The sequence below is a fragment of the Enterobacter cloacae complex sp. 2015409 genome (assembly GCF_041365315.1).
Taxonomy (GTDB): domain Bacteria; phylum Pseudomonadota; class Gammaproteobacteria; order Enterobacterales; family Enterobacteriaceae; genus Enterobacter; species Enterobacter pseudoroggenkampii.
The window spans coordinates 25862-48614 of record NZ_JBFTVM010000010.1 but is presented as its reverse complement, the minus strand read 5'-3'; the positions used below and the strand labels follow the sequence as shown (position 1 = coordinate 48614).

Annotated in this window: 19 protein-coding genes and 4 tRNA genes; 6 read left to right on the top strand and 17 right to left on the bottom strand. The window is 57.0% G+C overall.

Going from position 1 to position 22753, the window contains the following annotated elements; translation table 11 throughout:
- Nucleotides 1–8: 8 nt before the first annotated feature.
- The 6 genes from uvrD to ACDO57_RS22730 form a co-directional block, all read right to left on the bottom strand.
- Nucleotides 9–2171: a DNA helicase II gene (uvrD, locus tag ACDO57_RS22755; protein ID WP_032646073.1), complete on the bottom strand. Its 2163-nt coding sequence runs from the start codon at nucleotides 2169–2171 to the stop codon at nucleotides 9–11.
- A gap of 76 nt (nucleotides 2172–2247) precedes the next feature.
- Nucleotides 2248–2964, bottom strand: coding sequence for a 5-amino-6-(5-phospho-D-ribitylamino)uracil phosphatase YigB (gene yigB, locus ACDO57_RS22750; protein WP_045909227.1), 717 nt, complete (start codon nucleotides 2962–2964; stop codon nucleotides 2248–2250).
- Nucleotides 2964–3866 (bottom strand): tyrosine recombinase XerC, encoded by a 903-nt coding sequence (xerC, locus tag ACDO57_RS22745; RefSeq protein WP_370884611.1) that lies wholly within the window; start codon nucleotides 3864–3866, stop codon nucleotides 2964–2966. The genes yigB and xerC overlap by 1 nt, the downstream gene beginning before the upstream one ends.
- Nucleotides 3863–4570, bottom strand: a complete 708-nt coding sequence (locus tag ACDO57_RS22740; RefSeq protein ID WP_048989630.1) for a DUF484 domain-containing protein — start codon at nucleotides 4568–4570, stop codon at nucleotides 3863–3865. Before ACDO57_RS22740 ends, xerC begins: the two co-directional genes overlap by 4 nt.
- Entirely contained in the window at nucleotides 4567–5391 is an 825-nt protein-coding gene (dapF, locus tag ACDO57_RS22735) for a diaminopimelate epimerase (protein WP_024907981.1), read from the bottom strand. Before dapF ends, ACDO57_RS22740 begins: the two co-directional genes overlap by 4 nt.
- A gap of 35 nt (nucleotides 5392–5426) precedes the next feature.
- Complete coding sequence (locus ACDO57_RS22730) at nucleotides 5427–5630, bottom strand: lipoprotein (RefSeq protein ID WP_024907980.1); 204 nt, start codon at nucleotides 5628–5630, stop codon at nucleotides 5427–5429.
- Between the two features lie 135 nt (nucleotides 5631–5765).
- Between ACDO57_RS22730 and cyaY the strand changes: the two genes are divergently transcribed.
- A complete protein-coding gene (gene cyaY, locus ACDO57_RS22725) occupies nucleotides 5766–6086 on the top strand; it encodes an iron donor protein CyaY (protein WP_090420923.1) in 321 nt (106 codons plus the stop codon).
- A gap of 91 nt (nucleotides 6087–6177) precedes the next feature.
- On the opposite strand, the gene cyaA is transcribed toward cyaY, so the two are convergent.
- Nucleotides 6178–8721, bottom strand: coding sequence for a class I adenylate cyclase (gene cyaA, locus ACDO57_RS22720; RefSeq protein WP_023309629.1), 2544 nt, complete (start codon nucleotides 8719–8721; stop codon nucleotides 6178–6180).
- A gap of 349 nt (nucleotides 8722–9070) precedes the next feature.
- Here cyaA and hemC point away from each other — a divergent pair, with 349 nt between their 5' ends.
- The 5 genes from hemC (at nucleotide 9071) to ACDO57_RS22695 (ending at nucleotide 14552) form a co-directional block, all read left to right on the top strand.
- Nucleotides 9071–10012, top strand: coding sequence for a hydroxymethylbilane synthase (hemC, locus tag ACDO57_RS22715; protein WP_139156921.1), 942 nt, complete (start codon nucleotides 9071–9073; stop codon nucleotides 10010–10012).
- A complete protein-coding gene (gene hemD, locus ACDO57_RS22710) occupies nucleotides 10009–10749 on the top strand; it encodes a uroporphyrinogen-III synthase (RefSeq protein ID WP_267215817.1) in 741 nt (246 codons plus the stop codon). Before hemC ends, hemD begins: the two co-directional genes overlap by 4 nt.
- Nucleotides 10750–10769: 20 nt before the next feature.
- Nucleotides 10770–11966 (top strand): uroporphyrinogen-III C-methyltransferase, encoded by a 1197-nt coding sequence (hemX, locus tag ACDO57_RS22705; RefSeq protein ID WP_048989626.1) that lies wholly within the window; start codon nucleotides 10770–10772, stop codon nucleotides 11964–11966.
- A gap of 2 nt (nucleotides 11967–11968) precedes the next feature.
- A complete protein-coding gene (gene hemY, locus ACDO57_RS22700; protein ID WP_008501551.1) occupies nucleotides 11969–13168 on the top strand; it encodes a protoheme IX biogenesis protein HemY in 1200 nt (399 codons plus the stop codon).
- Nucleotides 13169–13340: 172 nt separating this feature from the next.
- Entirely contained in the window at nucleotides 13341–14552 is a 1212-nt protein-coding gene (locus ACDO57_RS22695; protein WP_370884610.1) for an MFS transporter, read from the top strand.
- Nucleotides 14553–15059: 507 nt separating this feature from the next.
- Here ACDO57_RS22695 and ACDO57_RS22690 read toward each other — a convergent pair.
- The 10 genes from ACDO57_RS22690 to rffA all read right to left on the bottom strand — a co-directional run bounded on the left by ACDO57_RS22690 (nucleotide 15060) and on the right by rffA (nucleotide 22753).
- A tRNA-Pro gene (locus ACDO57_RS22690) sits at nucleotides 15060–15136 on the bottom strand.
- A gap of 46 nt (nucleotides 15137–15182) precedes the next feature.
- Nucleotides 15183–15268 (bottom strand) — tRNA-Leu (locus ACDO57_RS22685).
- Nucleotides 15269–15290: 22 nt separating this feature from the next.
- Nucleotides 15291–15366, bottom strand: a tRNA-His gene (locus ACDO57_RS22680).
- Between the two features lie 64 nt (nucleotides 15367–15430).
- Nucleotides 15431–15507: transfer RNA gene (locus ACDO57_RS22675), tRNA-Arg, on the bottom strand.
- A 102-nt stretch (nucleotides 15508–15609) separates the two neighbouring features.
- A complete protein-coding gene (locus ACDO57_RS22670) occupies nucleotides 15610–16995 on the bottom strand; it encodes an amino acid permease (RefSeq protein ID WP_024907972.1) in 1386 nt (461 codons plus the stop codon).
- A 197-nt stretch (nucleotides 16996–17192) separates the two neighbouring features.
- Nucleotides 17193–17933, bottom strand: coding sequence for a lipopolysaccharide N-acetylmannosaminouronosyltransferase (wecG, locus tag ACDO57_RS22665; protein WP_032646082.1), 741 nt, complete (start codon nucleotides 17931–17933; stop codon nucleotides 17193–17195).
- 12 nt (nucleotides 17934–17945) lie between these two features.
- On the bottom strand, nucleotides 17946–19298 hold the full coding sequence (wzyE, locus tag ACDO57_RS22660; protein ID WP_048989608.1) for an ECA oligosaccharide polymerase: 1353 nt from the start codon (nucleotides 19296–19298) through the stop codon (nucleotides 17946–17948).
- A complete protein-coding gene (locus tag ACDO57_RS22655; protein WP_370884609.1) occupies nucleotides 19295–20374 on the bottom strand; it encodes a TDP-N-acetylfucosamine:lipid II N-acetylfucosaminyltransferase in 1080 nt (359 codons plus the stop codon). The genes wzyE and ACDO57_RS22655 overlap by 4 nt, the downstream gene beginning before the upstream one ends.
- Nucleotides 20371–21621: a lipid III flippase WzxE gene (gene wzxE / locus ACDO57_RS22650; protein WP_024907968.1), complete on the bottom strand. Its 1251-nt coding sequence runs from the start codon at nucleotides 21619–21621 to the stop codon at nucleotides 20371–20373. The genes ACDO57_RS22655 and wzxE overlap by 4 nt, the downstream gene beginning before the upstream one ends.
- A 1-nt stretch (nucleotide 21622) precedes the next feature.
- Nucleotides 21623–22753, bottom strand: a complete 1131-nt coding sequence (gene rffA / locus ACDO57_RS22645) for a dTDP-4-amino-4,6-dideoxygalactose transaminase (protein WP_024907967.1) — start codon at nucleotides 22751–22753, stop codon at nucleotides 21623–21625.

Sequence of the window (22753 nt, the reverse complement as noted above, 5' to 3'; positions counted from 1 at the left end):
TCTGAATGTTAGACTGTTTCCAGCTTCGCATAGGCCGCCACCAGCCATTTGATCCCCTGCCCCTGGAACGCCACCTGCAGGCGGCTATGCTCGCCGCTGCCTTCCAGATTCACAATGGTACCTTCACCAAACTTCGAATGGCGCACGCGCTGGCCCAGCTTGTAGCCGGTATCGGTTTCCGCAATCGGCGAGCCCATGCGCTGATGGCTGACCGGACGGCTGATGCTCGCCCGCAGACGCACCTCTTCCACGCACTCTTCCGGCAGTTCACCGATAAAGCGCGACGGACGGTGGTAGACCTCTTTACCGTACAGACGGCGGGTTTCGGCGTAGGTCAGCGTCAGCTTTTGCATCGCACGCGTCACGCCCACGTAGGCCAGACGACGCTCCTCTTCCAGACGGCCGCCTTCATCCAGCGACATCTGGCTCGGGAACATCCCCTCTTCCATGCCAACAATGAACACCTGCGGGAACTCCAGACCTTTGGCGGAGTGCAGGGTCATCAGCTGAACCGCATCCTGCCAGGTGTCCGCCTGCCCTTCACCCGCTTCCAGCGCGGCGTGGGAGAGGAACGCCTGCAGCGGCATCAGGTCTTCGTCTTCTTCGTTGTAGCTGAACTGGCGCGTTGCCGTGACCAGTTCCTCTAAGTTCTCAATACGGGTCTGGCCCTTCTCGCCTTTCTCCTGCTCGTACATGGTGCGCAGGCCGGAGTCTTTAATCACCCGATCGGTCTGCACGTGCAGCGGCATGTCGGCGGTTTCCTGCGCCAGGGCGTCAATCAGCTCAAGGAAGCGCTGTAATGCGCTGGCGGCACGTCCGGCGAGGGCCTTTTCCTGCAGCAGCTCGCGGCACGCCTGCCACAGCGTCAGCTGGCGGTCGCGCGAGGCCTGACGCACCACGTCCAGCGTACGGTCGCCAATCCCGCGGGTTGGGGTGTTCACCACGCGCTCAAACGCCGCGTCGTCGTTACGGTTGGCAATCAGACGCAGATACGAGAGCGCATCTTTGATTTCCTGACGTTCGAAGAAGCGCATGCCGCCGTAAATGCGGTACGGCATGCTCACCTGCAGCAGCGCCTCTTCCAGCACGCGCGACTGGGCGTTGCTGCGATAGAGAATGGCACACTGCTCCAGCGCGCCGCCGTTGTCCTGCCAGGTTTTGATGCGGTTGACCACGAAGCGCGCTTCGTCGAGTTCGTTAAACGCGCAGTAAATCGAAATCGGTTCGCCGTCGACGCCGTCGGTCCACAGCTTTTTACCCAGACGCCCGTTGTTGTTCTCAATCAGGGCGTTGGCCGCGCTCAGAATGTTGCTGGTTGAGCGGTAGTTCTGCTCCAGACGGATAGTTTCCGCGCCGGGGAAATCGTTGAGGAAGCGCTGGATGTTCTCCACCTGCGCCCCGCGCCAGCCGTAGATCGACTGGTCGTCATCGCCCACGATCATCACCTTGCCGGTATCACCGGCCAGCAGACGGATCCATGCGTACTGGATGTTGTTGGTATCCTGGAATTCGTCCACCAGGATATTGGTAAAGCGTTCACGGTAGTGCTGCAGAATGTGCGGCTTGTTGAGCCACAGCTCGTGGGCGCGCAGCAGCAGCTCGGCGAAATCCACCAGGCCGGCGCGATCGCACGCTTCCTGATAGGCCTTGTAGACGTTCTGCCAGGTCTGCTCGACCGGGTTGCCGAAGCTCTGAATGTGGTGCGGGCGCAGCCCTTCGTCTTTCTGGCCGTTGATGTACCACATCGCCTGACGCGGCGGCCACTGCTTCTCGTCGAGGTTCATCGCCTTGATCAGGCGCTTCAGCAGACGGAGCTGGTCTTCGCTGTCGAGGATCTGGAAATCCTGCGGCAGGTTGGCGTCCATGTGGTGCGCACGCAGCAGGCGGTGCGCCAGGCCGTGGAAGGTACCGACCCACATGCCGCCCTGGCTGGTGCCCATCAGCTGGGCGATACGGTGGCGCATCTCCGCCGCCGCCTTGTTGGTGAACGTCACCGCCATGATGGAGTACGGCGAGCAGTTTTCCACGCTCTGCAGCCAGGCGATACGGTGAACCAGCACGCGCGTCTTACCACTGCCCGCCCCAGCCAGCACCAGCAGGTTGGTGCGCGAGGCGGCAACCGCGTCACGCTGTTTGTCATTAAGGCTGTCGAGCAGGTAAGAAACGTCCATTGGCACCGTCACGTCATGTCGGGCAGGCGAATAGCATTCGCCAAAACCCTGTTAATTTATACAGAACAATTGATGATTATATCAGCGTCGTGAGGGATGCCAACCGCGAAATTTCCACGTGCGGCAGAAGACGGCTATCGGAGGCGATCATCAGGTCAGCGTTTTCCGGCTTGATCCAGCAGGCCTGCATGCCACAGCGAATAGCCCCGGCCACGTCCGTGGTCAGGTCATCCCCCACGTGCAGGATCTCACCCAGCGGCAGGTTAAGCTTATCTGCCGCCAGATGGTACATGTCACTGAACGGCTTCGCGCGCCCGTGAGGACCCGCACGCAGCACGAACTCAAAATAATCACTCAGGCCAAACAGCTCCGGCTGGGCATTGCCGTTGGTGATGGCCACCAGCGGCCACTTTTCGGCAAGCTTCGCCAGCGTGTCGTGGGTTTCCTGCGGCACGTCGATACGGCTGCGCCATTTGGCGAAGTTTTCCATGGCCGCTTCCGCCCCAATGGCGGCATCCTGCGCGCTCAGACCCACGTTAAGCATCGCCTGCTCAACCGCGCGACGACGCCATTCGGTCACGTCGTGGTAAATATCCGGCTCGGTCTCCCGCAGGGACTGGCGCAGCTTCTGGAAATCCTTGTTCTGTATCGCCTTCAGCGCGGGATGGTAGTTCTGCACGAACGCCAGCGACTCCTGCTCGGTACGCAGGATCACCTCGCGGTTGTCATAAAGGGTGTCATCAAGGTCAAACGTCAGAGCTGAGATCTGACCGAGTGGGCGGTAAAAACGCATTATTTCCCCCGTTTGGCGCGTGGATGCGCCGCGTCATACACCGAGGCAAGGTGTTGGAAGTCTAAGTGGGTATAGATTTGAGTGGTAGACAGATTTGCGTGCCCGAGGAGCTCCTGCACGCCGCGCAGATCGCCGCTCGACTCAAGCATATGTGTTGCAAAGGAGTGGCGCAGCTTGTGCGGATGCACGTGGCTATTCAGCCCCTGCTTAATGCCCCACTCCGCAAAGCGCTTCTGCACGTTACGCGACGAGATCCGTTTGCCGAGTTTCGACAGGAACAGCGCATCTTCGTCGGAGCCAAACAGCCCGCGCAGGTCAAGCCAGTGCTCAATCCAGGAGACCGCATTGCGGCCAATCGGCAGGCGGCGCTCTTTGCTGCCCTTACCCATTACCCACACTTCGCCAGATTCCAGATCGAGATGCTTGAGGTCAAGGTTGACGAGTTCAGACAGACGCAGGCCTGCGCCGTACATCACCTCCAGCATTGCGCGGTCGCGTACGGCAAGCGGATCGTTAAGGTCGATATCCAGCAGGCGGTTTACGTCGTCGACGTCGATATTTTTGGGCAGATGGCGCGGGGCTTTCGGCGTGGCGATCCCCTTTGCCGGGTTGGCTTTTAAGCCACCCTGACTGACCAGCCAGTCGAAGAAACTGCGCAGCGCTGAGAGCCTGAGCGCCAGGCTCGCCGGGCTGAGATTTTTTTTACGGCTACGCACAACGAATCCGCGTACCGTCGCAGCGTCACATTGTTGCCAGCTTTTCAGGCCGATCTCGTCAGCGATCTGCATGATGGCATCAAGCTGACGCTGATAGTTAAGCAGCGTAATGGGGCTTAGCTGGCGTTCCACGCCCAGATAGCGCAGAAAGCGCGAAACGTCAGTGGCGAGCAGTCCGTCCGTCATACGCGCTCAATCCAGCGCTCCAGCAGCTCGGGCAGCATCAGGGCAATCTCCTGAAGCAGGTGCGTGGCTTGCCCCTGCTCATAGTGATGCGCGTCGCGGCTGGTAAATAACATGACCCCCAGATCGCCGTCGCGCCCCATCAGCGACATCGCCACCGAGCCAATCGCTTTGGCTTCCGGTAATACCACCAGTAGCTCAGGCCCGTTCAGCGGCCCCAGATAGTGGTGCTCATGGCCCAGACGCTGAATGCGCAGCGGTTCAAACGCCTGACGGCTCAGTGCCAGATGGGTAAACCCCGACGGCGCGCCAATGCGCCAGCGGTCAGGGAACAGGCGAATCGTTGCGCCTGCTAGCCCCAGCTCCCGAGCCCAGCGGTGGAAGCGGCTGAGGAACTCGTCAAGACTGTGCGCCGACGCCAGACGCGCCTGCAGATGCAGCAGACGATAGAAAAGGCTTTCGTTGGTGCTGGCCTGCTCCATCAGCAGCGTCATGTTCTCTTCAAGCTGGTTAATATGGTTGCGCGCGCGCGCCATATGCCATTCCACCAGCGACACGGTCCCGCGAACCGGATGCGGCACGCGCATCTCTTCGACAACGCGTGCATTGCGAATAAAAAACTCAGGATTGCGCAGCAGATAATCAACAACAGCCCTGTCGTCCAGTTCCGTCACTGTTTCCTGCAGTTCTTCCCCTGGTTGTTTCATAGATGGATAAACCCGTCATAGACATGTGCCGCCGGGCCAGTCATATACAGTGGATGACCCGGTCCTTTCCAGGCGATATCAAGCCGACCGCCCGGTAATTCCACGCGAACCTCTTCTGCCAGTAACCCCTGAGAGATGCCCACGGCCACCGCCGCACAGGCACCGCTTCCGCAGGCCTGAGTCTCACCCGCGCCGCGCTCGTAAACCCGCAGGCGAATGTGCTCGCGCTTCACCACCTGCATAAAACCGATGTTCGCGCGCTCCGGGAAACGTTCGTGGCTTTCCAGCACCGGGCCGAGCGTTTCGACCGCCGCGGTTTGCACATCATCAACCTGAATCACGCAGTGTGGGTTACCCATTGAGACGACGCCGCACAATACTGTCTGCTCGGCCGCCCGCATAATATAGGTCTTTTCCGCTTTGTTTGCGCGAAACGGCACGACGGAGGGCTCGAAGTTAGGCTCGCCCATGTTTACGCGCACCAGCTCATCATCGGTGACGCTGAGCACCATGCGACCATTGGCCGTGCTGACGCGAATATCTCGCTTGTTGGTCAGCCCTTTCAGACGGACAAAGCGGGCAAAACAGCGCGCGCCGTTGCCGCACTGGTTAACTTCGCTGCCGTCCGCGTTAAAAATACGGTAGTGGAAATCGAGGTCGGGATCGTACGGAGGCTCAACCACCAGCAGCTGATCGAACCCCACGCCCAGATGCCGATCCGCCAGGCGACGGATCAGTTCCGGGGAGAAAAACACATTCTGCGTTACCGCGTCGACGACCATAAAATCGTTGCCAAGGCCATGCATTTTAGAGAACTGCATCATTTGCTCCATTGCGCGGGTACAGAACGTTGTCGTCAGAGATTAACCTGAGTCGGGCCACCGTTGTCGCCACGGTCGTTAGTATTTGGCGTGGTAGACTCAATGCCGCTGTTAACCGGTTTCGTCGGCGGCGGTGCGGTTTTATCCGCAGGTGGGAAGTACAGTGGTCCCTTCAGTCCGCAGCCAGTCAGGCTAAACAGCGTGATGAGAACGGCAAGCGTTCGGAAAGCGTTTTTCATTATAAAGTTGCCCGTAAGTTCAAATCTGTTTCTATCATCGCAGGAGAAGACACAAAAGCAAGAGTTTGCCGCTTTCCTGCAACGGGAATTATTTAGGGTTATACTGCCGGCATCACGAAAAACAGGAACAAAACCATGAACGACAGTGAATTCCATCGCCTTGCCGACAACCTGTGGATGACCATCGAAGAGCGTATTGACGACTGGGACGGCGACAGCGATATCGATTGTGAAATTAACGGCGGTATTCTGACCCTGAGCTTCGAAAATGGCAGCAAAATTATTATTAACCGCCAGGAGCCGCTTCACCAGGTCTGGCTGGCCGCGAAACAGGGCGGCTATCATTTCGATCTGAAAGACGGGGAATGGGTTTGCGACCGCAGCGGCGTAACGTTCTGGGATCTGCTGGAACAGGCGTCGACCGCGCAGGCGGGTGAGACAGTGAGTTTCAGGTAGTTTTGTCGCCCGGTGGCGGCTACGCCTTACCGGGCCTACAACGGCTCGAACCGTAGGCCGGGTAAGCGTTAGCGCCACCCGGCGAAAAGAGTCAGGAAAAATACTGCTGCAACAGCGGCGCGGTGTCCTGATTGGCAGGCGCGGCAGGCGTGACGGCCTGGGTGCGGAACGGAATCACCTGCGTACGGCCGTCGACGTTCACAATCTGGTAGAACTGCGGCAGGTTAAAGTTGATAAAGCTTGAGCCGTAGGTAAAGCGGTCATGCGAAGAGGAGTAGAAGCGGCTGACGTCGCGCACCAGCTCCTCTTTACTGCCTTCACAATGGTGATACACCTCGGCGCGGTTGGTCTCATCCAGAATGTAGATGTTGAACCCGGCATCGTCGCCCGACTCTTCAAAGAAGAACTGAATAATCCCTTCGCTGGCAAAGCCGTCCACCACCTGCGGCAGCTTAACGTGGTTGGTTTCCACCTGCACCGACAGACCGTGCAGCTTGTTATGCGAAATCGCGCCGTAGAATTCGATGGCGTTTTCCAGCTTCTGTACCGACACGTTCAGGCGCTCGAAGAACAGGCCCCAGGTCTGACCGGAGACGCGCAGTGCTTTAAAGCGCCCGGTTTCCTGACGGGTACTGGAGAGACGCAGTTCGATACACTCAGAAACCAGCTGCTGCACGCGGGTACGAATCAACCCACGCAGGTGCTGGCTGTAGCAGAACACTTCCACGCTGTCCGGCGGCGCGGCATCCTGGTGCATCTTGCCGAGGATGGTTTTCAGCGCCTCGATCATCGCCTGCTCGCCGTTGAAGTGCAGGGTACGCACTTCGTTCCACGAGTTGCGATAGAGCAGGTCCACGCTGCCGACCAGGCAGTTTTGCTGCTCGCCAAAGCTAAAGACGTCCAGCTTGCGGAAGTCAAAATGGACCACCTGATTGCGGAAGGCCGCCGTCGGGTCATATTCCAGGTTGACGATGATCGCCAGATGGCGAATCTCGCACGGGCTGTAGAGCGCTTTCGGCGTTGGGGCAGGCAGACGCAGCGGGAAGTGGTGCGACACATCCGCGACCATCTCCTGCAGCTTAGCGAGATCGACCACCTCGTTGCCTTTGATAAACAGGCGCGTACGCGAGGTCAGCAGGCCGTTAAACCAGGCCCAGGCCACCAGCTTGTTCAGATAGCGGTTATATTCCAGCGGCTGATGGCTGATGATTGAATCCATGCTTGGCGCACGGTTGTACAGATACCACCCGGTGCGGTTCGCGCGGCCCGGCGGCACGTAGATAAAGGTCAGGTTCGGTTCTGACAGGTCAGGCGAAATCTGCGGGTTAACCAGGGTGACTTTGCCCGGCAGCGCTTCAAACGCGGCGTACAGCTTACGGGTCAATACCCCGATGTCCTGCGGGCTGGCGGAAACGCTGAGGTTGTTACGGCGCGCAAAGCGGATCAGGTTACGGTAGCTTTGCATCATCGCATCGAGCAGTTCGTTGTGCGCTTCGCGCACCTGATCGATTTTCCAGTTGGCCCGGTTGTCGAGCATGGACAGACGCGCTTCGTCCCATCCCCACTCTTTCACTAACTGACTGACCACTTCACGACGCCAGCCCACGCAGGCGCGCTCGCGGCTCAGTTTCTCACAGACTTTGAGATAGAAACATCGACGCACCAGGTCAAGACGCGTGGTGTCATCAATGGCTTTCAGGTATTCGGTCACGCGCTCCAGCATCATGCAGTAGGCGTCCAGCCCGAAGGAGACGATTTCCCCGTCGTGCAGACGCTGCTTAATATCTTTCGCCAGCAGGCGCGGCGTAGGGTATTCCCAGGAATAGGCTTCCAGCAGCAGCGTTTTCAGCACCGCTTTGTACGGTGAGTCGATACTCTTATAGAGCTGCCAGAGGCTTGCGCCGAAATACTCTTCTGCTGACAGGGAACTCAGGCCGCCGAGATCCAGCCATTCGTTTGGCGTCAGTACGCCCTGCGCGTAAAGCGACATGACGTAATCATCGTAATGCTCTTCTTCTTCGCACGGGACCATATTCCACAGAATACGCTTCCCGGCCAGGCGCACAGCAGTACGGTAAAATTCATCCAGCAATAAGATGTGCTGAGTCGAGCCGCAGTCTTCACCACCCAGACTGCCGCTTTCGTTATGGCGGAAACGGTTTTCATCAATCAGGAAGAAGCTCACTTCCACACCGAGCGATGCCGCCCAGCTCTCCAGCAGGCTGCATTTACGCTGCAGCAGCTGACGCTCGTCGTTATCGAGCCAGGACTGATGGCAGACCCAGATGTCCAGGTCCGAAGAACAGCTTTGCCCTACCGATGAGGTGCTCCCCATTGAGTAAACGCCGGTAATCGGCAGTTCACCTTTCGGGGACTCCTGTGGCGGCATGCCGCGGTAGAGTTCCAGCTCGTTCAAATAATGCTGTTGGGTTTCATCAGGCGTGAAAAGGCAAATGCCCTGGGGAACGTTACCATCAAGGTAGCCAGGCATCAGCGGGTGGTGATAGTGCAATAATGTCGGCAGCAGACTGTATACCTGCTGGAAAGCAGGGCCCATAGCAGCAAGCGCGCGATCCACACGCAGTTGATTTATGGCATCCAGTCTCTGTTTCAGAGTCTCAATATAGAGGTACAAGACGTATCGCCTGATGTTTCCGGGTGTCGCAGCTATTCAAAACACGAGTAACAGCGGACCCGCAGTATTTCAAAAAGATAACCGTTACCCTTTTTCGCCCTTATCATTTTTGGTGGTACCGACGAAAAAATGGTCTAAAACGTGATCAATTTAACACCTTGCCGGTTGACCGTAAAGAAAGATGCACTACATACAAGTGTAGCACCGTTCTGTACGTGTAAATTCCTGAATACGGCTATGGCTGGCGAATACGCCGCCTTGTCCCTCTCACGCTTCATCAACCGTAAAACTGCCATCCCAGAGTCAACAATGTTAGGATGGTTAGCGATTGATAATGACGGTAACAAGCATGTTAGACAATGTTTTGAGAATTGCCACACGCCAAAGCCCTCTCGCGCTCTGGCAGGCACATTATGTGAAGCAGCGCCTTGAGGCCTGCCACAGTGGATTGCGCGTCGAGCTGGTACCGATGGTCACGCGCGGTGACGTGATCCTCGATACGCCCCTGGCGAAAGTGGGCGGCAAAGGCCTGTTTGTCAAAGAACTGGAACTGGCATTGCTTGAGAACCGCGCCGATATCGCCGTACATTCGATGAAAGACGTACCCGTCGAGTTCCCGGAAGGGCTGGGGCTGGTGACTATCTGCGAGCGCGAAGATCCGCGCGATGCGTTTGTCTCTAACCACTATGACTCCCTCGACGCGCTGCCAGAAGGTAGCGTGGTTGGCACGTCCAGTTTACGCCGTCAGTGTCAGCTGGCGGAACGTCGTCCTGACCTGATCATTCGCTCGCTGCGCGGTAACGTCGGCACGCGTCTGGGCAAGCTGGATAACGGCGATTACGATGCCATTATCCTCGCCGTTGCCGGCCTGAAGCGTCTGGGGCTGGAGTCGCGCATTCGCGTGGCGTTACCGCCAGAGCTGTCGCTGCCGGCCGTGGGCCAGGGTGCCGTCGGCATCGAGTGTCGTCTGGACGATGCGCGTACCCGTGAACTTCTCGCACCGCTGAACCATGACGAGACCGCTACCCGCGTAAAAGCCGAGCGTGCGATGAATACCCGCCTCGAAGGGGGATGCCAGGTTCCAATTGGCAGCTATGCTGAATTGACGAATGGCGAACTGTGGCTGCGCGCGCTGGTGGGCGCCCCGGACGGTTCGCAGATGGTACGCGGCGAACGTCGCGGTAAAGCGCAAGATGCCGAGCAGCTTGGCGTTTCGCTGGCCGAAGAGTTACTGGATAACGGCGCCCGCGAGATTCTGGCTGACGTTTATAATGGAGAACCCCCTGCATGAGTATTCTCGTCACCCGCCCTTCTCCCGCAGGAGAGCAATTAGTGAGCCGTCTGCGCGCACTGGGGCAGGTGGCCTGGAGTTTTCCGCTCATAGAATTCTCCCCCGGTCGCGAGCTCTCTGCGCTCGCCGACCAGATGGATACCCTTCAGGACGGCGACCTGCTGTTTGCGCTGTCGCAACATGCCGTGGAATTTGCCCACGCGCAGTTGCAACAGCAGGGTTTGACCTGGCCAACCGCCCCCCGCTATTTCGCGATTGGCCGCACAACGGCCCTGGCGCTGCATACCGTAAGCAGCGCGGACGTTCGTTACCCGTTAGATCGGGAAATCAGTGAAGTCTTGCTACAATTACCTGAATTACAAACTGTTGCCGGAAAGCGTGCGCTCATTTTGCGCGGTAATGGTGGCCGCGAACTGCTGGGCGAAACGCTGCGTGAACGTGGTGCAGACGTGACGTTCATTGAGTGCTATCAGCGCTGTGCAAAACACTACGATGGCGCGGAAGAGGCGATGCGCTGGCACGCGCGCGGCATTAATACGCTGGTGGTCACCAGCGGTGAAATGTTACAACAGCTTTGGTCGCTGATACCGCTTTGGTATCGCGAAAACTGGTTACTCCGCTGTCGGCTTCTGGTCGTCAGTGAGCGTCTGGCGAACCATGCCCGGGAACTGGGCTGGCAGGATATTCGGATCGCTGATAACGCCGACAACGATGCGCTGCTGCGCGCATTACAATAACTCTCAAATGGGAAGCCATAATGACGGAACACGACAAATCCTCCGCCGTGGTTGAAGAGACCAGGGAGACTGTGGAGACGACGCCACAGCCAGAGACGACAGAGAAAACCGCTGAGAAGAAAAACGGCAGCAACAAAACGAGCCTCACGCTGAGCGCGATTGCCATCGCCATCGCGCTGGCAGCAGGGGTTGGCCTGTACGGTCTGGTGAAACAACAGGGCGCTAACCAGACGTCCACCAGCGATGCGCTGGTGAATCAGCTCACTGCCCTGCAAAAAGAGCAGGAGACGCAGAAAACCGAGCTGGAAGCCGTGATTAAGCAGCAGGCCGCTGCGCTTGCCGAAGCGAACAGCAAACAGGAAGAGCTGACCAAACAGCTGGGTGAAGTACAGCAGAAAGTCGCCACCATTTCCGGCACCGATGCCAAAACCTGGCTGCTCTCGCAGGCCGACTTCCTGGTGAAGCTCGCCGGACGTAAGCTCTGGAGCGATCAGGACGTCACCACTGCCGCGGCGCTGCTGAAAAGCGCCGATGCGAGCCTGGCAGACATGAACGATCCAAGCCTTATCACCGCCCGTCGCGCGATCACCGAAGACATCGCCAGCCTCTCCGCCGTCACACAGGTGGACTACGACGGCATTATCCTCAAGGTGAATCAGCTTTCGAATCAGATTGATAACCTGCAGCTGGCGGATAACAACGACGACGACTCCCCGATGGATTCCGACGGTACCGAACTTTCCAGCTCGCTGAGCGAATGGCGCATAAACCTGCAGAAAAGCTGGCAGAACTTTATGGACAGCTTTATCACTATCCGCCGTCGCGACGAAACCGCCGTGCCGCTGCTGGCACCGAACCAGGACATCTATCTGCGCGAGAACATTCGTTCCCGTCTGCTGGTGGCGGCGCAGGCCGTACCGCGTCATCAGGAAGAGACCTACAAGCAGGCGCTGGATAACGTCTCAACGTGGGTCCGCGCCTACTACAACACCGATGATGCGACGACCACCGCCTTCCTCGAAGACATTGATAAGCTGAGCCAGCAGAACATCACCATGAACGTGCCGGATAAGCTGGCCAGCCAGCCGATTCTCGAGAAGCTGATGCAAACGCGCGTGCGTAATCTGCTGGCACAGCCGGGCGTACCGGCAGAGCAGACGAGCGGAGCAGCGCCTGCTCCGGCTCCTGCGCCTGAAAGCGCACCACAAGGAGAGTAATGATGCTAAAAGTCCTCTTACTCTTCATCCTGCTGATCGCCGGGATCGTGCTGGGCCCCATGCTTGCGGGTCATCAGGGTTACGTCCTGATCCAGACCGATAACTACAACATTGAAACCAGCGTAACGGGTTTGACGATCATTCTGATCCTCGGCGTGGTGGTGCTGTTTGCGATCGAGTGGATCCTGCGCCGTATTTTCCGTACCGGTGCCCATACGCGCGGCTGGTTCGTTGGCCGTAAGCGCCGCCGCGCCCGTAAACAGACCGAGCAGGCGCTACTTAAGCTCGCAGAGGGTGATTATCAGCAGGTTGAAAAGCTGATGTCGAAAAACGCCGACCACGCCGAACAGCCGGTGGTGAACTATCTGCTGGCGGCCGAAGCAGCGCAGCAGCGCGGTGATGAAGCACGCGCCAATCAGCACCTGGAACGGGCGGCTGAGCTGGCTCACGGCGACCCGATTCCGGTGGAAATCACGCGCGTTCGTCTGCAGCTGGCACGTAATGAGAATCACGCGGCTCGCCACGGCATCGACCGCCTGCTGGAAGTCGCACCACGTCATCCGGAAGTGCTGCGCCTTGCCGAGCAGGCCTACATCCGTACCGGCGCCTGGGGCTCACTGCTGGACATCATTCCATCGATGGCGAAGGCCGAGGTGGGCGACGATGAACATCGTGATGAGCTTCAGCGTCTGGCGTGGATTGGCCTTATGGATCAGGCGCGCGCTGACCTGGGCAGCGATGGTCTGAAAACGTGGTGGAAGAATCAGAGCCGGAAAACGCGTCAGCAGGTTCCTCTGCAGGTGGCGATGGCGGAACATCTTATTGAATGTGACGATCACGACACGGCTCAGGAGATCCTCCTCGACGGTCTGAAGCGCCAGTACGACGATCGTCTGGTGATGGTGATCCCACGCCTGAAAACCAACAATCCTGAGCAAATCGAAAAAGTGCTGCGTCAGCAGATTAAAACCGTCGGTGACCGCCCGCTGCTGTGGAGCACGCTTGGTCAATCGCTGATGAAGCACGGAGAATGGCAGGAGGCGAGCCTCGCCTTCCGTGCAGCGCTCAAGCAGCGTCCGGACGCGTTTGACTACGCATGGCTTGCCGATACGCTGGACAAGCAGCATAAGCCGGAAGAAGCGGCCGCCATGCGCCGTGATGGGTTGCTGTTGACGCTGCAAAATAACGGTACGCAGCAGTAATTAATCAGGAGGCCAGATGGCCTCCTTTTTTTATCGCCTTTCTCCTGCTACATTCTTTACACCCGCATCCGCAAACGAACCCGCCAATGTAACGATGTCTTTTCATTAACTTTTTTTCACACACGCGCACATTCTGCAGCGTGGATTAAATCGTTTTTGAAAGGAAAGCGTCATGAACTCGCTTTTATATTCGCTTATTGAAGCGCTGCGCGGCCACCGCTGGCTGCGCCTGCTTGCCTGTGCTTTTATCTTTTCTTCGTTGGGGAATGGCTTAACCCAGGTTGTTGTCTTCGGCTTGCTGTTAGCGTGGTCAGCTCCGCCCGCTCTGCTCACCCTTGCTTTTCTTTTCGCTACGGTACCGGGATTTATCGGCAGTACGATCGGCGAAAAGCTGTGCTCACGCTGTTCTCCAATATCCCTGCTGATACTGAGCGAAGGGCTGGGCCTGCTCGCCCTGCTCTTTCCCCTGCTTGGTGTGGGTTATCACAGCGTTGCCGCATTACTCGCCGTACAATCCACCGAGGCGCTGCTCAGCGGGATGAGCTGGCCCGCGCTGACGTTGCTCTTCAAGCGCGGCCTCAGTGAAGCAGAGCTGCCTGCTGCGACCTGTCTGGAAAATGTGATTTTTGCCTCGCAGGTATTGTTAGGGACCGGCCTGGGCGTGGTGCTGTTCCAGAAGACTTCCGTGTTTACCCTGCTGGCCATTGATGCCGCCAGCTTTCTCGGGTCACTGCTCATGCTATGGCTGGCTGGACGCCGGTTTTCTGCGCCATCACTCACGCCCCCCGAGGAAGAGGAAGCCCCTGCGGCATTACGCTGGCGGACGTTGACCGTTCGGCAGAAACGCAGCCTGCTCATCCTGCCGTCGCTGGCGGCCGTCGGCTCACCGGCCATGGCGCTGCTTCCGGCGCTGGCACAGCAAATCCATCCTCAGGATGCGGCGGGGCTTGCTCTGCCGCTGCTTTTCGCAAGGAGCATGGGACAACTTTGCGGCCCCATGCTGATAAAAAAAGAGAGCCTGACGCGCTTTGCCGCTCACACGCCGCGCATCATCGTTTGTCTCGGTATCTTTCTGACCGGTTATGGTGTGCTGCCGTTTTTGTCCGGGTGGACGGCATGTGCGCTGAGCATGATCTTTATCGCGCATCTGGCCTCGAATATTCTCTTCGCAGCGGGCACGTTTGGCGTACTCAGTAGTTTTCATCTCACGCAAACCGCTTCAGCCAGTGGGAAAGCCTGGCGCTGGCAAACGCTCAGCGCCTCTCTTTTCACCGGTATTGCAGCGATGGTGGCTGTTGGGCTTGGCTCAGTGCTGGCGCTCTATACGGTCTCGTCAGTTGCCCTGCTGTTGGTCGCCCTGATCATGCGCAGGTATCGGGAATAAGGCATAAAAAAACGCCTGCTATAAAAGCAGGCGTTAAAACAGGTCTGTAAGACAACATATTTGGTGCTTCACTCAACGTTATGTCCATGGTGTCTGATGAGGCCTAAGCGACATCTGTCAGTGGACGATAAGCACCGTAAATGGCTCTGCGTCATTCCTGAGTTTATGAGGCACTAAGGCGAACATAAGAGATGGAATGAGCATCTACACGCATATTATTGCACGTAACGTGCCAACATGACACCCAGAACTTTTACATGACGCAACATTTTAAGATAAAAGGAAATTATGCTGTTAAGTAACGTCTTAAGCTCCACAACGTATCGGGAAAAGGCGGGAAGATGTCGCCAGGAGGAGACAGCAAAACCCATAAACAGTTATTTACCTAACTTTCAATGAGTTATATGTCGCTGGATTGCGACAATGAAAAAGGACATTGTTGGGGAATGACTACAGGGATGAAGAATTGCAGAAAACAAAAAACCCCGCCGAAGCGGGGTTCAAAATTGGTCGGCGAGAGAGGATTCGAACCTCCGACCCACTGGTCCCAAACCAGTTGCGCTACCAAGCTGCGCTACTCGCCGATGTACTGCTTTTTTGAATTTTTAGTTCAATTCATTTAAAAAGTCGTGGTGCGAGGGGGGGGACTCGAACCCCCACATCCAAAGGACACTAACACCTGAAGCTAGCGCGTCTACCAATTCCGCCACCTTCGCAATTCACAACTCTTTCAAATAATGGGGTGGCTAATGGGATTCGAACCCACGACAACTGGAATCACAATCCAGGGCTCTACCAACTGAGCTATAGCCACCACTGTATTCTTTCACGCGGTACTGACTACTTCTCAGACCACCGCAGCTCCAGCACCGGGTTAATGGTGCGCCCGACAGGATTCGAACCTGAGACCTCTGCCTCCGGAGGGCAGCGCTCTATCCAGCTGAGCTACGGGCGCTTAGCGCCGTTGCGGGGCTGGATATTACGTACCTCCGTCCCCGCTGTCTAGTGCTTTTTTGAAAAAAATGCGCGTTTGGTTATGGTTTGCACATTTTGCCGCTTATTCCTCCACTTTCTGCGTGGTGGCACGGCGACCCAGGCCAAAAAGCTTATATGCGGCCGTCACAGCCGCCAGGAAGATCACCCCGACAAACAGCGACATGCGGGTATCTTCATTAAAGTACATCCCGATTAATACGCAAATCAGGAACGCCATCGTCAAATAGTTCGCATACGGGAACAGAATTGAGCGGAACGGATGGCTTTCAATCGCCTTTTTGTGCGCATGACGGAAGCGCAGCTGGCTGATGAGGATAACAAACCACGGCACCATGCCCGGCAGTACGCTGGCGCTGTAGACGTAAACGAACACGCGCTGCGGGTTAGGTATGATGTAATTCAGGCAAGAGCCAATCAGCAGGATCGCAATGGAGACCGCCACCCCCGCCACCGGCACCCCGGCACGTGAGACTTTACTCATCGCCGCAGGCAGCTGGTTGTTCTTCGAGAGCGCATAGAGCATACGTCCGCAGCTGTACATCCCACTGTTACAGCCTGACAACGCTGCCGTCAGGACCACAAAGTTGATGATACCCGCCGCCGCCGTGATACCAATTTTGGCGAAGGTTAAAACAAACGGGCTGCCGGTCGTGCCAATTTCGTTCCACGGGAAGATGGTTACGATAACGAAGATCGCGCCCACATAGAAAATCAGGATGCGCCACAGCACTTTGCCTACCGCGCTACGCAGCGTGACCTGCGGGTTTTTCGCTTCACCGGCGGTAATGCCGATCAGCTCCACGCCCTGATACGAGGCCACAACGATACACAGCGCCGTCAGGAAGCCCTTCCAGCCGCCAGCGAAGAAGCCGCCGTTTTCGGTCAGGTTGCCAAAGCCGATAGCGTGTCCACCGTTGCCAAAGCCGAAGAAAATAACGCCCAGGCCGACGACGATCATCACGATAATCGTGGTGACTTTGATCATTGCGAACCAGAACTCAATTTCACCGTAAAGGCGCACGGCGGCCAGGTTTGCCAGCGCCACCAGCCCCACGGCAATGAGCGCGGGTATCCACTGGACCATGTCCGGGAACCAGAACTGGACGTAGACCCCTATCGCGGTGATCTCTGAGATGCCCACCGCCATCCACATAAACCAGTATGACCAGGCCGTCAGGTAGCCAAAGAACGGGCTCATATAACGATGCGCGTAAACGGCGAACGAGCCGGTTACCGGCTCCAGAAAGAGCATTTCGCCCATGGAACGCATAATGAAGAAAACAAACAGCCCGGCGATAATATACGCCAGTAATACGGAAGGGCCTGCCCATTTGAGCGTACTTGCGGAGCCCATAAACAGGCCCACGCCGATAGTGCCGCCCAGCGCTATCAGTTCAATATGACGAGCTTCCAGCCCACGCTGTAGCTCCGGTTTTTTCTCTGCCATAGATCCTCGATTGTGTTTGCTGTTTCCCGGCTTAAGACCGGGTATTGTTTTTTAGGGGTACTAAAATACGGAGCGAATGGTTTCTTAAAATCGGCCAAATGGCAAACGATGCATTAAAAAAATGAATGCATTGCACAGATTGTCAGCAGTTTTGCAGGCGAGTTGCAGCGCGAATAGCATATCGCGCTACATTTTGATTACATTTTCCCGGTGTAATGCCAGGCGAGGTAGCGAAGCAGACGGATCTGTCGTTTAATGCGCGTCGGTTGCGATAGCAGACGGTACAGCCACTCCAGCCCCAGATTTTGCCAGACCCTGGGCGCACGCTTAACGTGGCCGGTAAAGACATCGTACGTACCGCCAACGCCCATGTAGAGGGCATCCGGACAGACCAGACGGCAGTCACGCATCAGGATCTCCTGGCGTGGGGACCCCATCGCCACGGTGACAATTTTCGCCCCGCTGTCACGAACCCGCTCAAACAGCGCCTGCCGATCTTCCGGTTTGAAGTAACCATCCTGGCTGCCGACGATATTAACATTCCATTGACGACGCAGTTTCTCCTCCGTCTGGGCCAGTATCTCCGGCTTACCGCCAATCAGGAACACGGGCGTGTTCTGCGCACCTGCGCGGGCCATAAGCTGCTCCCAGAGATCGGCCCCCGCCACGCGGGAAACATTAGCGTCAGGATACTTTTTACGGATAGAGCGGACCACGCTGATCCCATCAGCGTATTTAAATTCAGCCGCTTCAATCAGGCTTTTGACTTCCGCGTTATCCTCAACCGCCAGCATTTTTTCCGCGTTGATAGCCACCAGCGTACCGGATTTCATCTGGCCGTCGGCAAACAGAAAGTCCAGCGCGTGCTGCATGTCGCGCCAGCCAATAAGCTGCAGGCCACGTAGCGCATAGCGCGGTGCAGAAATTTTATCAGTCATTACTATCCTTACTCAGACTTGCGACAGCGTTGTGCTGCCCTGCCGCTCGCGCTTGTGCACAAGCCCTGCGCTGTCAAACAGCCAGTACAGCAGTTTGGCCAGTAACAGGCAGACGCCGAAAACGACCATGAAGAACACCACGCGCGACACGAATGAATCCAACCCTTCGCGCGCCAGCACGATCATATTGAAAATGGCACCAAAGCAGAAACTGTGCAAAATAGCGGCTTTATAGCGGTTGGTCTCTTCGTTGCCCCGCACGTAAAGCCAGTCGAACCACTTAATAATCAGCCCCACGGCAACCGCCCCGGGCAGAATGAACCACGCCCCGCCCATCACCACCAGGGAACCAATCAGCGTTGGCGAGATTGCCAGACCGGAATGGTTGTTCAGCACTTCCCAGGTAAAATAGTTCGCGGTATTGAGCACCACACCAGGCCGGTCCGGCCAAAGCCAGGAAGGGATAAAGACGTAGAAGTCGCGAACAATCGGCGCCAGCCCCTGGAAATCAATCTTGTCGTAGTTTTGCAGCAGTAATGCCAGGTTTTCCCACGGCGAGAACGTATCGCGCGTCAGGTAGAGAAACGTGTAAAACGCCTCATCTCCCGCCACGTTCATCCCGTAGCGCTTCAGCGCGAGCCAGAACATCCCCACTATGCCAAACACTCCTGCCGCAACCAGCATCCACAGCGAGATCCAGCCGCGAATGATGCCGATAAACAGGAAGATCGCGAAGGCGATAATAATGTTCGCGCGCGTGCCGCCCACTATCATGTAGGTCAGGATACCAAACGCGACGGTGCTGACCAGGAAGAACAGCCACGCTTTGCTGTCCTGACGCAGGAAAAAGATCACCAGCATCGCCGGAATGAAGAAGTAGAAGAAACGCTTAAGCGCCACGCCCGAGACTTCGGCCGAAAAAATCTGGCTGTAGGAATGGAGCTTAAACAGCAGGAAGCCGTTATGCATGAAGAAGATACCGACGCTGACCAGGGCGATGGTCATCAGCATCACCCACGTCAGGTGGGTCTCCACCCGATTCATGGTAAAAAGCGCCCGACGCGGGGCTGTAGCCTGCGCTGAACGCAGACGCGTTTTATAGGTAACGTAGTAGACCGCATAGAAACAGGTCGCCGCCAGAAGCGCCTGGAGCAGGATTTCCGGCGGCGCGACGCTCACGTCAAAACGGAAGACCAGAATGCTGGTGAGCGGGAAGCCGAAAAAGAAGGTCAGCAGAAACAGTAACGAGAAGAATACGTTAAAGTTGAAGCGTACCCGGCGGAATTCAAACCAGGTAAGCGTGGCGATAAACAGGGTGCTCAGAAGCCAGACAACCAGTAACCCGCTGAATTGCAACTGACTCATGCTTTGTCTCCTGACGCGATACGCAGCGCACGGTGCCACGGCGTGAGGTAATTCGGGCTGAAAAAATCGATGCTATTTTTATCCACCAGCGTGAGCTGGCGTTGAGCTTCCCGTACCACCTCGACATTCAGCGTGTCTGAGGTAAACAGCACCGGAATATGCTGCTCGGCCATGTCCTGCCAGAACGGGTTGTCGCGGTTGAGCACGCACGGTACCCCCGCCTGAATCAGCAGACACAGCGTGCCGATTCCCTGCTGTCGGGCAAAGATGAAATAGCCAAGATCGCATTTTCTCAGCAGCGCAAGATATTCATCAAATTCCAGCTTATCGCTAAGGATGTGCAGATTTTCTGCGCTAAACAGCGCAAGTCCCTGTTGACGAACCTCATCAATATAGGCGTCGTTGTTGGCGGGATAGCCCATCGGCACCACCACGTTCACCGTGTCGCCAAACTGCTGATGCACCGCCCTGAGCGCCGCGGTGTGTTCGTTACTGCGATCGCCGGAATTCCCCACCAGGATCGTTAGCTTGCCTTCACGCACCGTGTCATTCGCCATGGCGTTCAGCGCCGGATCCATGCGGGTGGGGAAATAGAGGAGTTCTCCGCGCACGCTCGGGTGCTGTTTAGCAAAATAGTTGAGATCGCCACGGGTGGCAAACACACAGCCCACGCGCCCCTGCGCCATGCGGCGCAGCGGATAGAAAAGACGGAATTTCCAGCCGCGGGAGACTTCGTAGAGATCGGCTCCCCAGATATGCCAGCTGCACTGGGAGGGTTTAATCCCCCCGCTGAGAAGCGCCAGCCACAGGCCTGTATTAAACTGCCCGTGGAAAAAGAAACGTTGCTCGCGGTCCGCTTTCGCTCTGGCAACAACCGCCTTCGCCAGCGAGGCCTTATCCGGCCAGAAGCGAATAGCGAGCGCCGGAAATGCTGCGCTCAGGCCCTTATCCTGACTTGCAACCATAAACTCACGCGCATCAGGATTATCTGATGCCAGCTCGTCGTTGAAGAACCGCAAAACGGTCTGGTTATGGTGTGGGATATCCGATCCCAGGATGTGAATCAGTGCAGTCATGCGCGTTTACGCCACAATAAAAATACGCCGCAACAGGCGGCGAAATAAACGATATAGGTTGCCATGTAGGCCTGAGCCGCCCCCAGCGCACCGTGCGCGGGTATCAGCCAGTGTGAAAATGCTGTCAGTAACGCAAACTGGCTAATTTCCGCCAGGATATACAGCCGCAGGGACGCTTTTGCAATCACCAGATAGCCGAAAACGTAAGCACCCACTTTCAGCACATCACCCACCAGCTGCCAGGCAAACAGATCGCGCATGGCGGTGAACTTCGCCGAGAACAGCAGCCAGATGGCGACATCGCGCAGTAACCAGACGGTAAAGCTGGCAGCTGCAACCGCCGGCAACACGAAGCGCAGCGATCGGAAAATCTCGCGGGTAATATCCTGCCTGGACGTCAGACGCGATAATGTTGGCAGCAAATAAACGCTAAAGGAAGCCGTAATAAACTGGAGGTAGGCGTCGGAAATGCTGCTTACGCCTTGCCAGATCCCCACTTCATCCCAGCTATAATGTGCCGCCAGCAGGTTTCGCATCATCACGTAGGCCACCGGCAGCGTGACGGAGGTGATGAGCGCCATCAGGGTAAATTTACCCAGCTGACTGGCAAGCACTTTATCCCATTGCGGTTTCAGGTAGCTCAGCGGGATGACGCCCCGACGCATCAGCATAAGCGCCGCAGGCACAACAACCAGAGCCGGGACCAGCGCCAGCCCAAGCAGCGCGCCTTCATAGCCTCCCAGGCGATAGCAGAAATAGTAGGCAATCACGCCGATGACGCTGCCCAGGATTAAGGCAAGCGCGTTCCCGGCAGCATCACGAAACCCTTTCATCAGCGCCAGCAGCAGGTTAGCCCAGGCAATGCCCATCTGAACCAACGCCACCAGACGCACCAGCCCCTGATAGTGGGTGTGCCCGAACAAGCCCTGGCTGATAGGGGCCGCCGCCAGCAGAAAGATAATCGCCATCAGGGTCGAAAAACCCGTGACCATCGCCGAAGAGGTGCCCACGACTCTGCGAAGCTGAGCCGCATCATCATGGTACTGCGCAACGTATTTGGTCACGCCGTTAAAAATACCGGCACCGGCCAGCACCCCAAGGACGGTGACTAGCTGGCGGAAATTACCCGCTAGTCCCACACCAGAGGGGCCAAATGAGACGGCCAGCAGCTTGACGACCAGCAGCCCGGCGCCAATTTTTACAAGCGTGGACGCGGCGGTCCACACCGATGCTTTTGCCAGAGACATATCAGCCGAAATAACTCAGAAGGGTATTAATCACCGTACGCTGGTTAACTGGCGCGAGGTTGTAGAACAGTGGCAGACGAAGCAAACGCTCACTTTCTTTGGTGGTGTAACGGTCTTCACCCGCGAACACCCCAAACGTTTCGCCCGCCGGGCTGGAGTGCAGCGGGATATAGTGGAATACCGCCATAATTTCGGCCTCTTTTAGCCAGGCAATGAGCTGGCTGCGGTCGTCGTTATCGCGCAGCTTGATGTAGAACATGTGCGCGTTGTGGACGCAATCAGCCGGAATGGTTGGCAGCTCAATACGCCCGGCTTTGGCCAGAGGCTCAAGGGCATCGTAATAGGTTTGCCACAGGGAGAGACGCTGCAGGTTGATACGTTCCGCCGCTTCCAGCTGCGCCCACAGGTACGCCGCCTGCAGATCCGCCATCAGATAGCTTGAACCAATATCGCGCCAGGTGTATTTGTCCACCTGCCCGCGGAAGAACTGGCTGCGGTTGGTGCCTTTTTCGCGGATCACTTCCGCACGCTCCACGAGCGCCCGGTCGTTAATCAGCGTCGCGCCACCTTCTCCGCCTGCCGTGTAGTTTTTGGTTTCGTGGAAGCTAAAGCAGCCGATGTGGCCGATGGTACCCAGCGCGCGTCCCTTGTAGGTAGACATCACGCCCTGCGCGGCATCTTCCACCACAAACAGATCATGTTTTTTAGCGATAGCCATGATGGTGTCCATTTCACAGGCCACGCCCGCGTAGTGAACCGGCACGATCGCGCGTGTTTTATCGGTGATCGCCGCTTCAATCAGCGTCTCATCAATGTTCATGGTATCCGGTCGGATATCCACAAAGACGATTTTCGCCCCGCGCAGAACAAACGCATTCGCGGTGGAAACGAAGGTATAGCTAGGCATGATCACTTCATCGCCGGGCTGGATATCCAGCAGGAGCGCCGCCATTTCAAGCGATGCCGTACAGGACGGGGTCAGCAGCACTTTGGCGCTGCGAAAACGCTGTTCCATCCACTGCTGACAGCGACGGGTAAAACCACCGTCACCGCAGAGTTTGCCGCTGCCCATGGCAGACTGCATATAGTCGAGTTCAGTTCCGACGACGGGTGGTGCGTTAAATGGAATCAT

What these genes read in the sequence shown, in the direction of transcription:
- uvrD (WP_032646073.1), bottom strand. Translation starts at nt 2,171, where the DNA reads ATGGACGTTTCTTACCTGCTCGACAGCCTTAATGACAAACAGCGTGAC.
- yigB (WP_045909227.1), bottom strand. Translation starts at nt 2,964, where the DNA reads ATGCGTTTTTACCGCCCACTCGGTCAGATCTCAGCTCTGACGTTTGAC.
- xerC (WP_370884611.1), bottom strand. Translation starts at nt 3,866, where the DNA reads ATGACGGACGGACTGCTCGCCACTGACGTTTCGCGCTTTCTGCGCTAT.
- ACDO57_RS22740 (WP_048989630.1), bottom strand. Translation starts at nt 4,570, where the DNA reads ATGAAACAACCAGGGGAAGAACTGCAGGAAACAGTGACGGAACTGGAC.
- dapF (WP_024907981.1), bottom strand. Translation starts at nt 5,391, where the DNA reads ATGCAGTTCTCTAAAATGCATGGCCTTGGCAACGATTTTATGGTCGTC.
- ACDO57_RS22730 (WP_024907980.1), bottom strand. Translation starts at nt 5,630, where the DNA reads ATGAAAAACGCTTTCCGAACGCTTGCCGTTCTCATCACGCTGTTTAGC.
- cyaY (WP_090420923.1), top strand. Translation starts at nt 5,766, where the DNA reads ATGAACGACAGTGAATTCCATCGCCTTGCCGACAACCTGTGGATGACC.
- hemC (WP_139156921.1), top strand. Translation starts at nt 9,071, where the DNA reads ATGTTAGACAATGTTTTGAGAATTGCCACACGCCAAAGCCCTCTCGCG.
- hemD (WP_267215817.1), top strand. Translation starts at nt 10,009, where the DNA reads ATGAGTATTCTCGTCACCCGCCCTTCTCCCGCAGGAGAGCAATTAGTG.
- hemX (WP_048989626.1), top strand. Translation starts at nt 10,770, where the DNA reads ATGACGGAACACGACAAATCCTCCGCCGTGGTTGAAGAGACCAGGGAG.
- hemY (WP_008501551.1), top strand. Translation starts at nt 11,969, where the DNA reads ATGCTAAAAGTCCTCTTACTCTTCATCCTGCTGATCGCCGGGATCGTG.
- ACDO57_RS22695 (WP_370884610.1), top strand. Translation starts at nt 13,341, where the DNA reads ATGAACTCGCTTTTATATTCGCTTATTGAAGCGCTGCGCGGCCACCGC.
- ACDO57_RS22670 (WP_024907972.1), bottom strand. Translation starts at nt 16,995, where the DNA reads ATGGCAGAGAAAAAACCGGAGCTACAGCGTGGGCTGGAAGCTCGTCAT.
- wecG (WP_032646082.1), bottom strand. Translation starts at nt 17,933, where the DNA reads ATGACTGATAAAATTTCTGCACCGCGCTATGCGCTACGTGGCCTGCAG.
- wzyE (WP_048989608.1), bottom strand. Translation starts at nt 19,298, where the DNA reads ATGAGTCAGTTGCAATTCAGCGGGTTACTGGTTGTCTGGCTTCTGAGC.
- ACDO57_RS22655 (WP_370884609.1), bottom strand. Translation starts at nt 20,374, where the DNA reads ATGACTGCACTGATTCACATCCTGGGATCGGATATCCCACACCATAAC.
- wzxE (WP_024907968.1), bottom strand. Translation starts at nt 21,621, where the DNA reads ATGTCTCTGGCAAAAGCATCGGTGTGGACCGCCGCGTCCACGCTTGTA.
- rffA (WP_024907967.1), bottom strand. Translation starts at nt 22,753, where the DNA reads ATGATTCCATTTAACGCACCACCCGTCGTCGGAACTGAACTCGACTAT.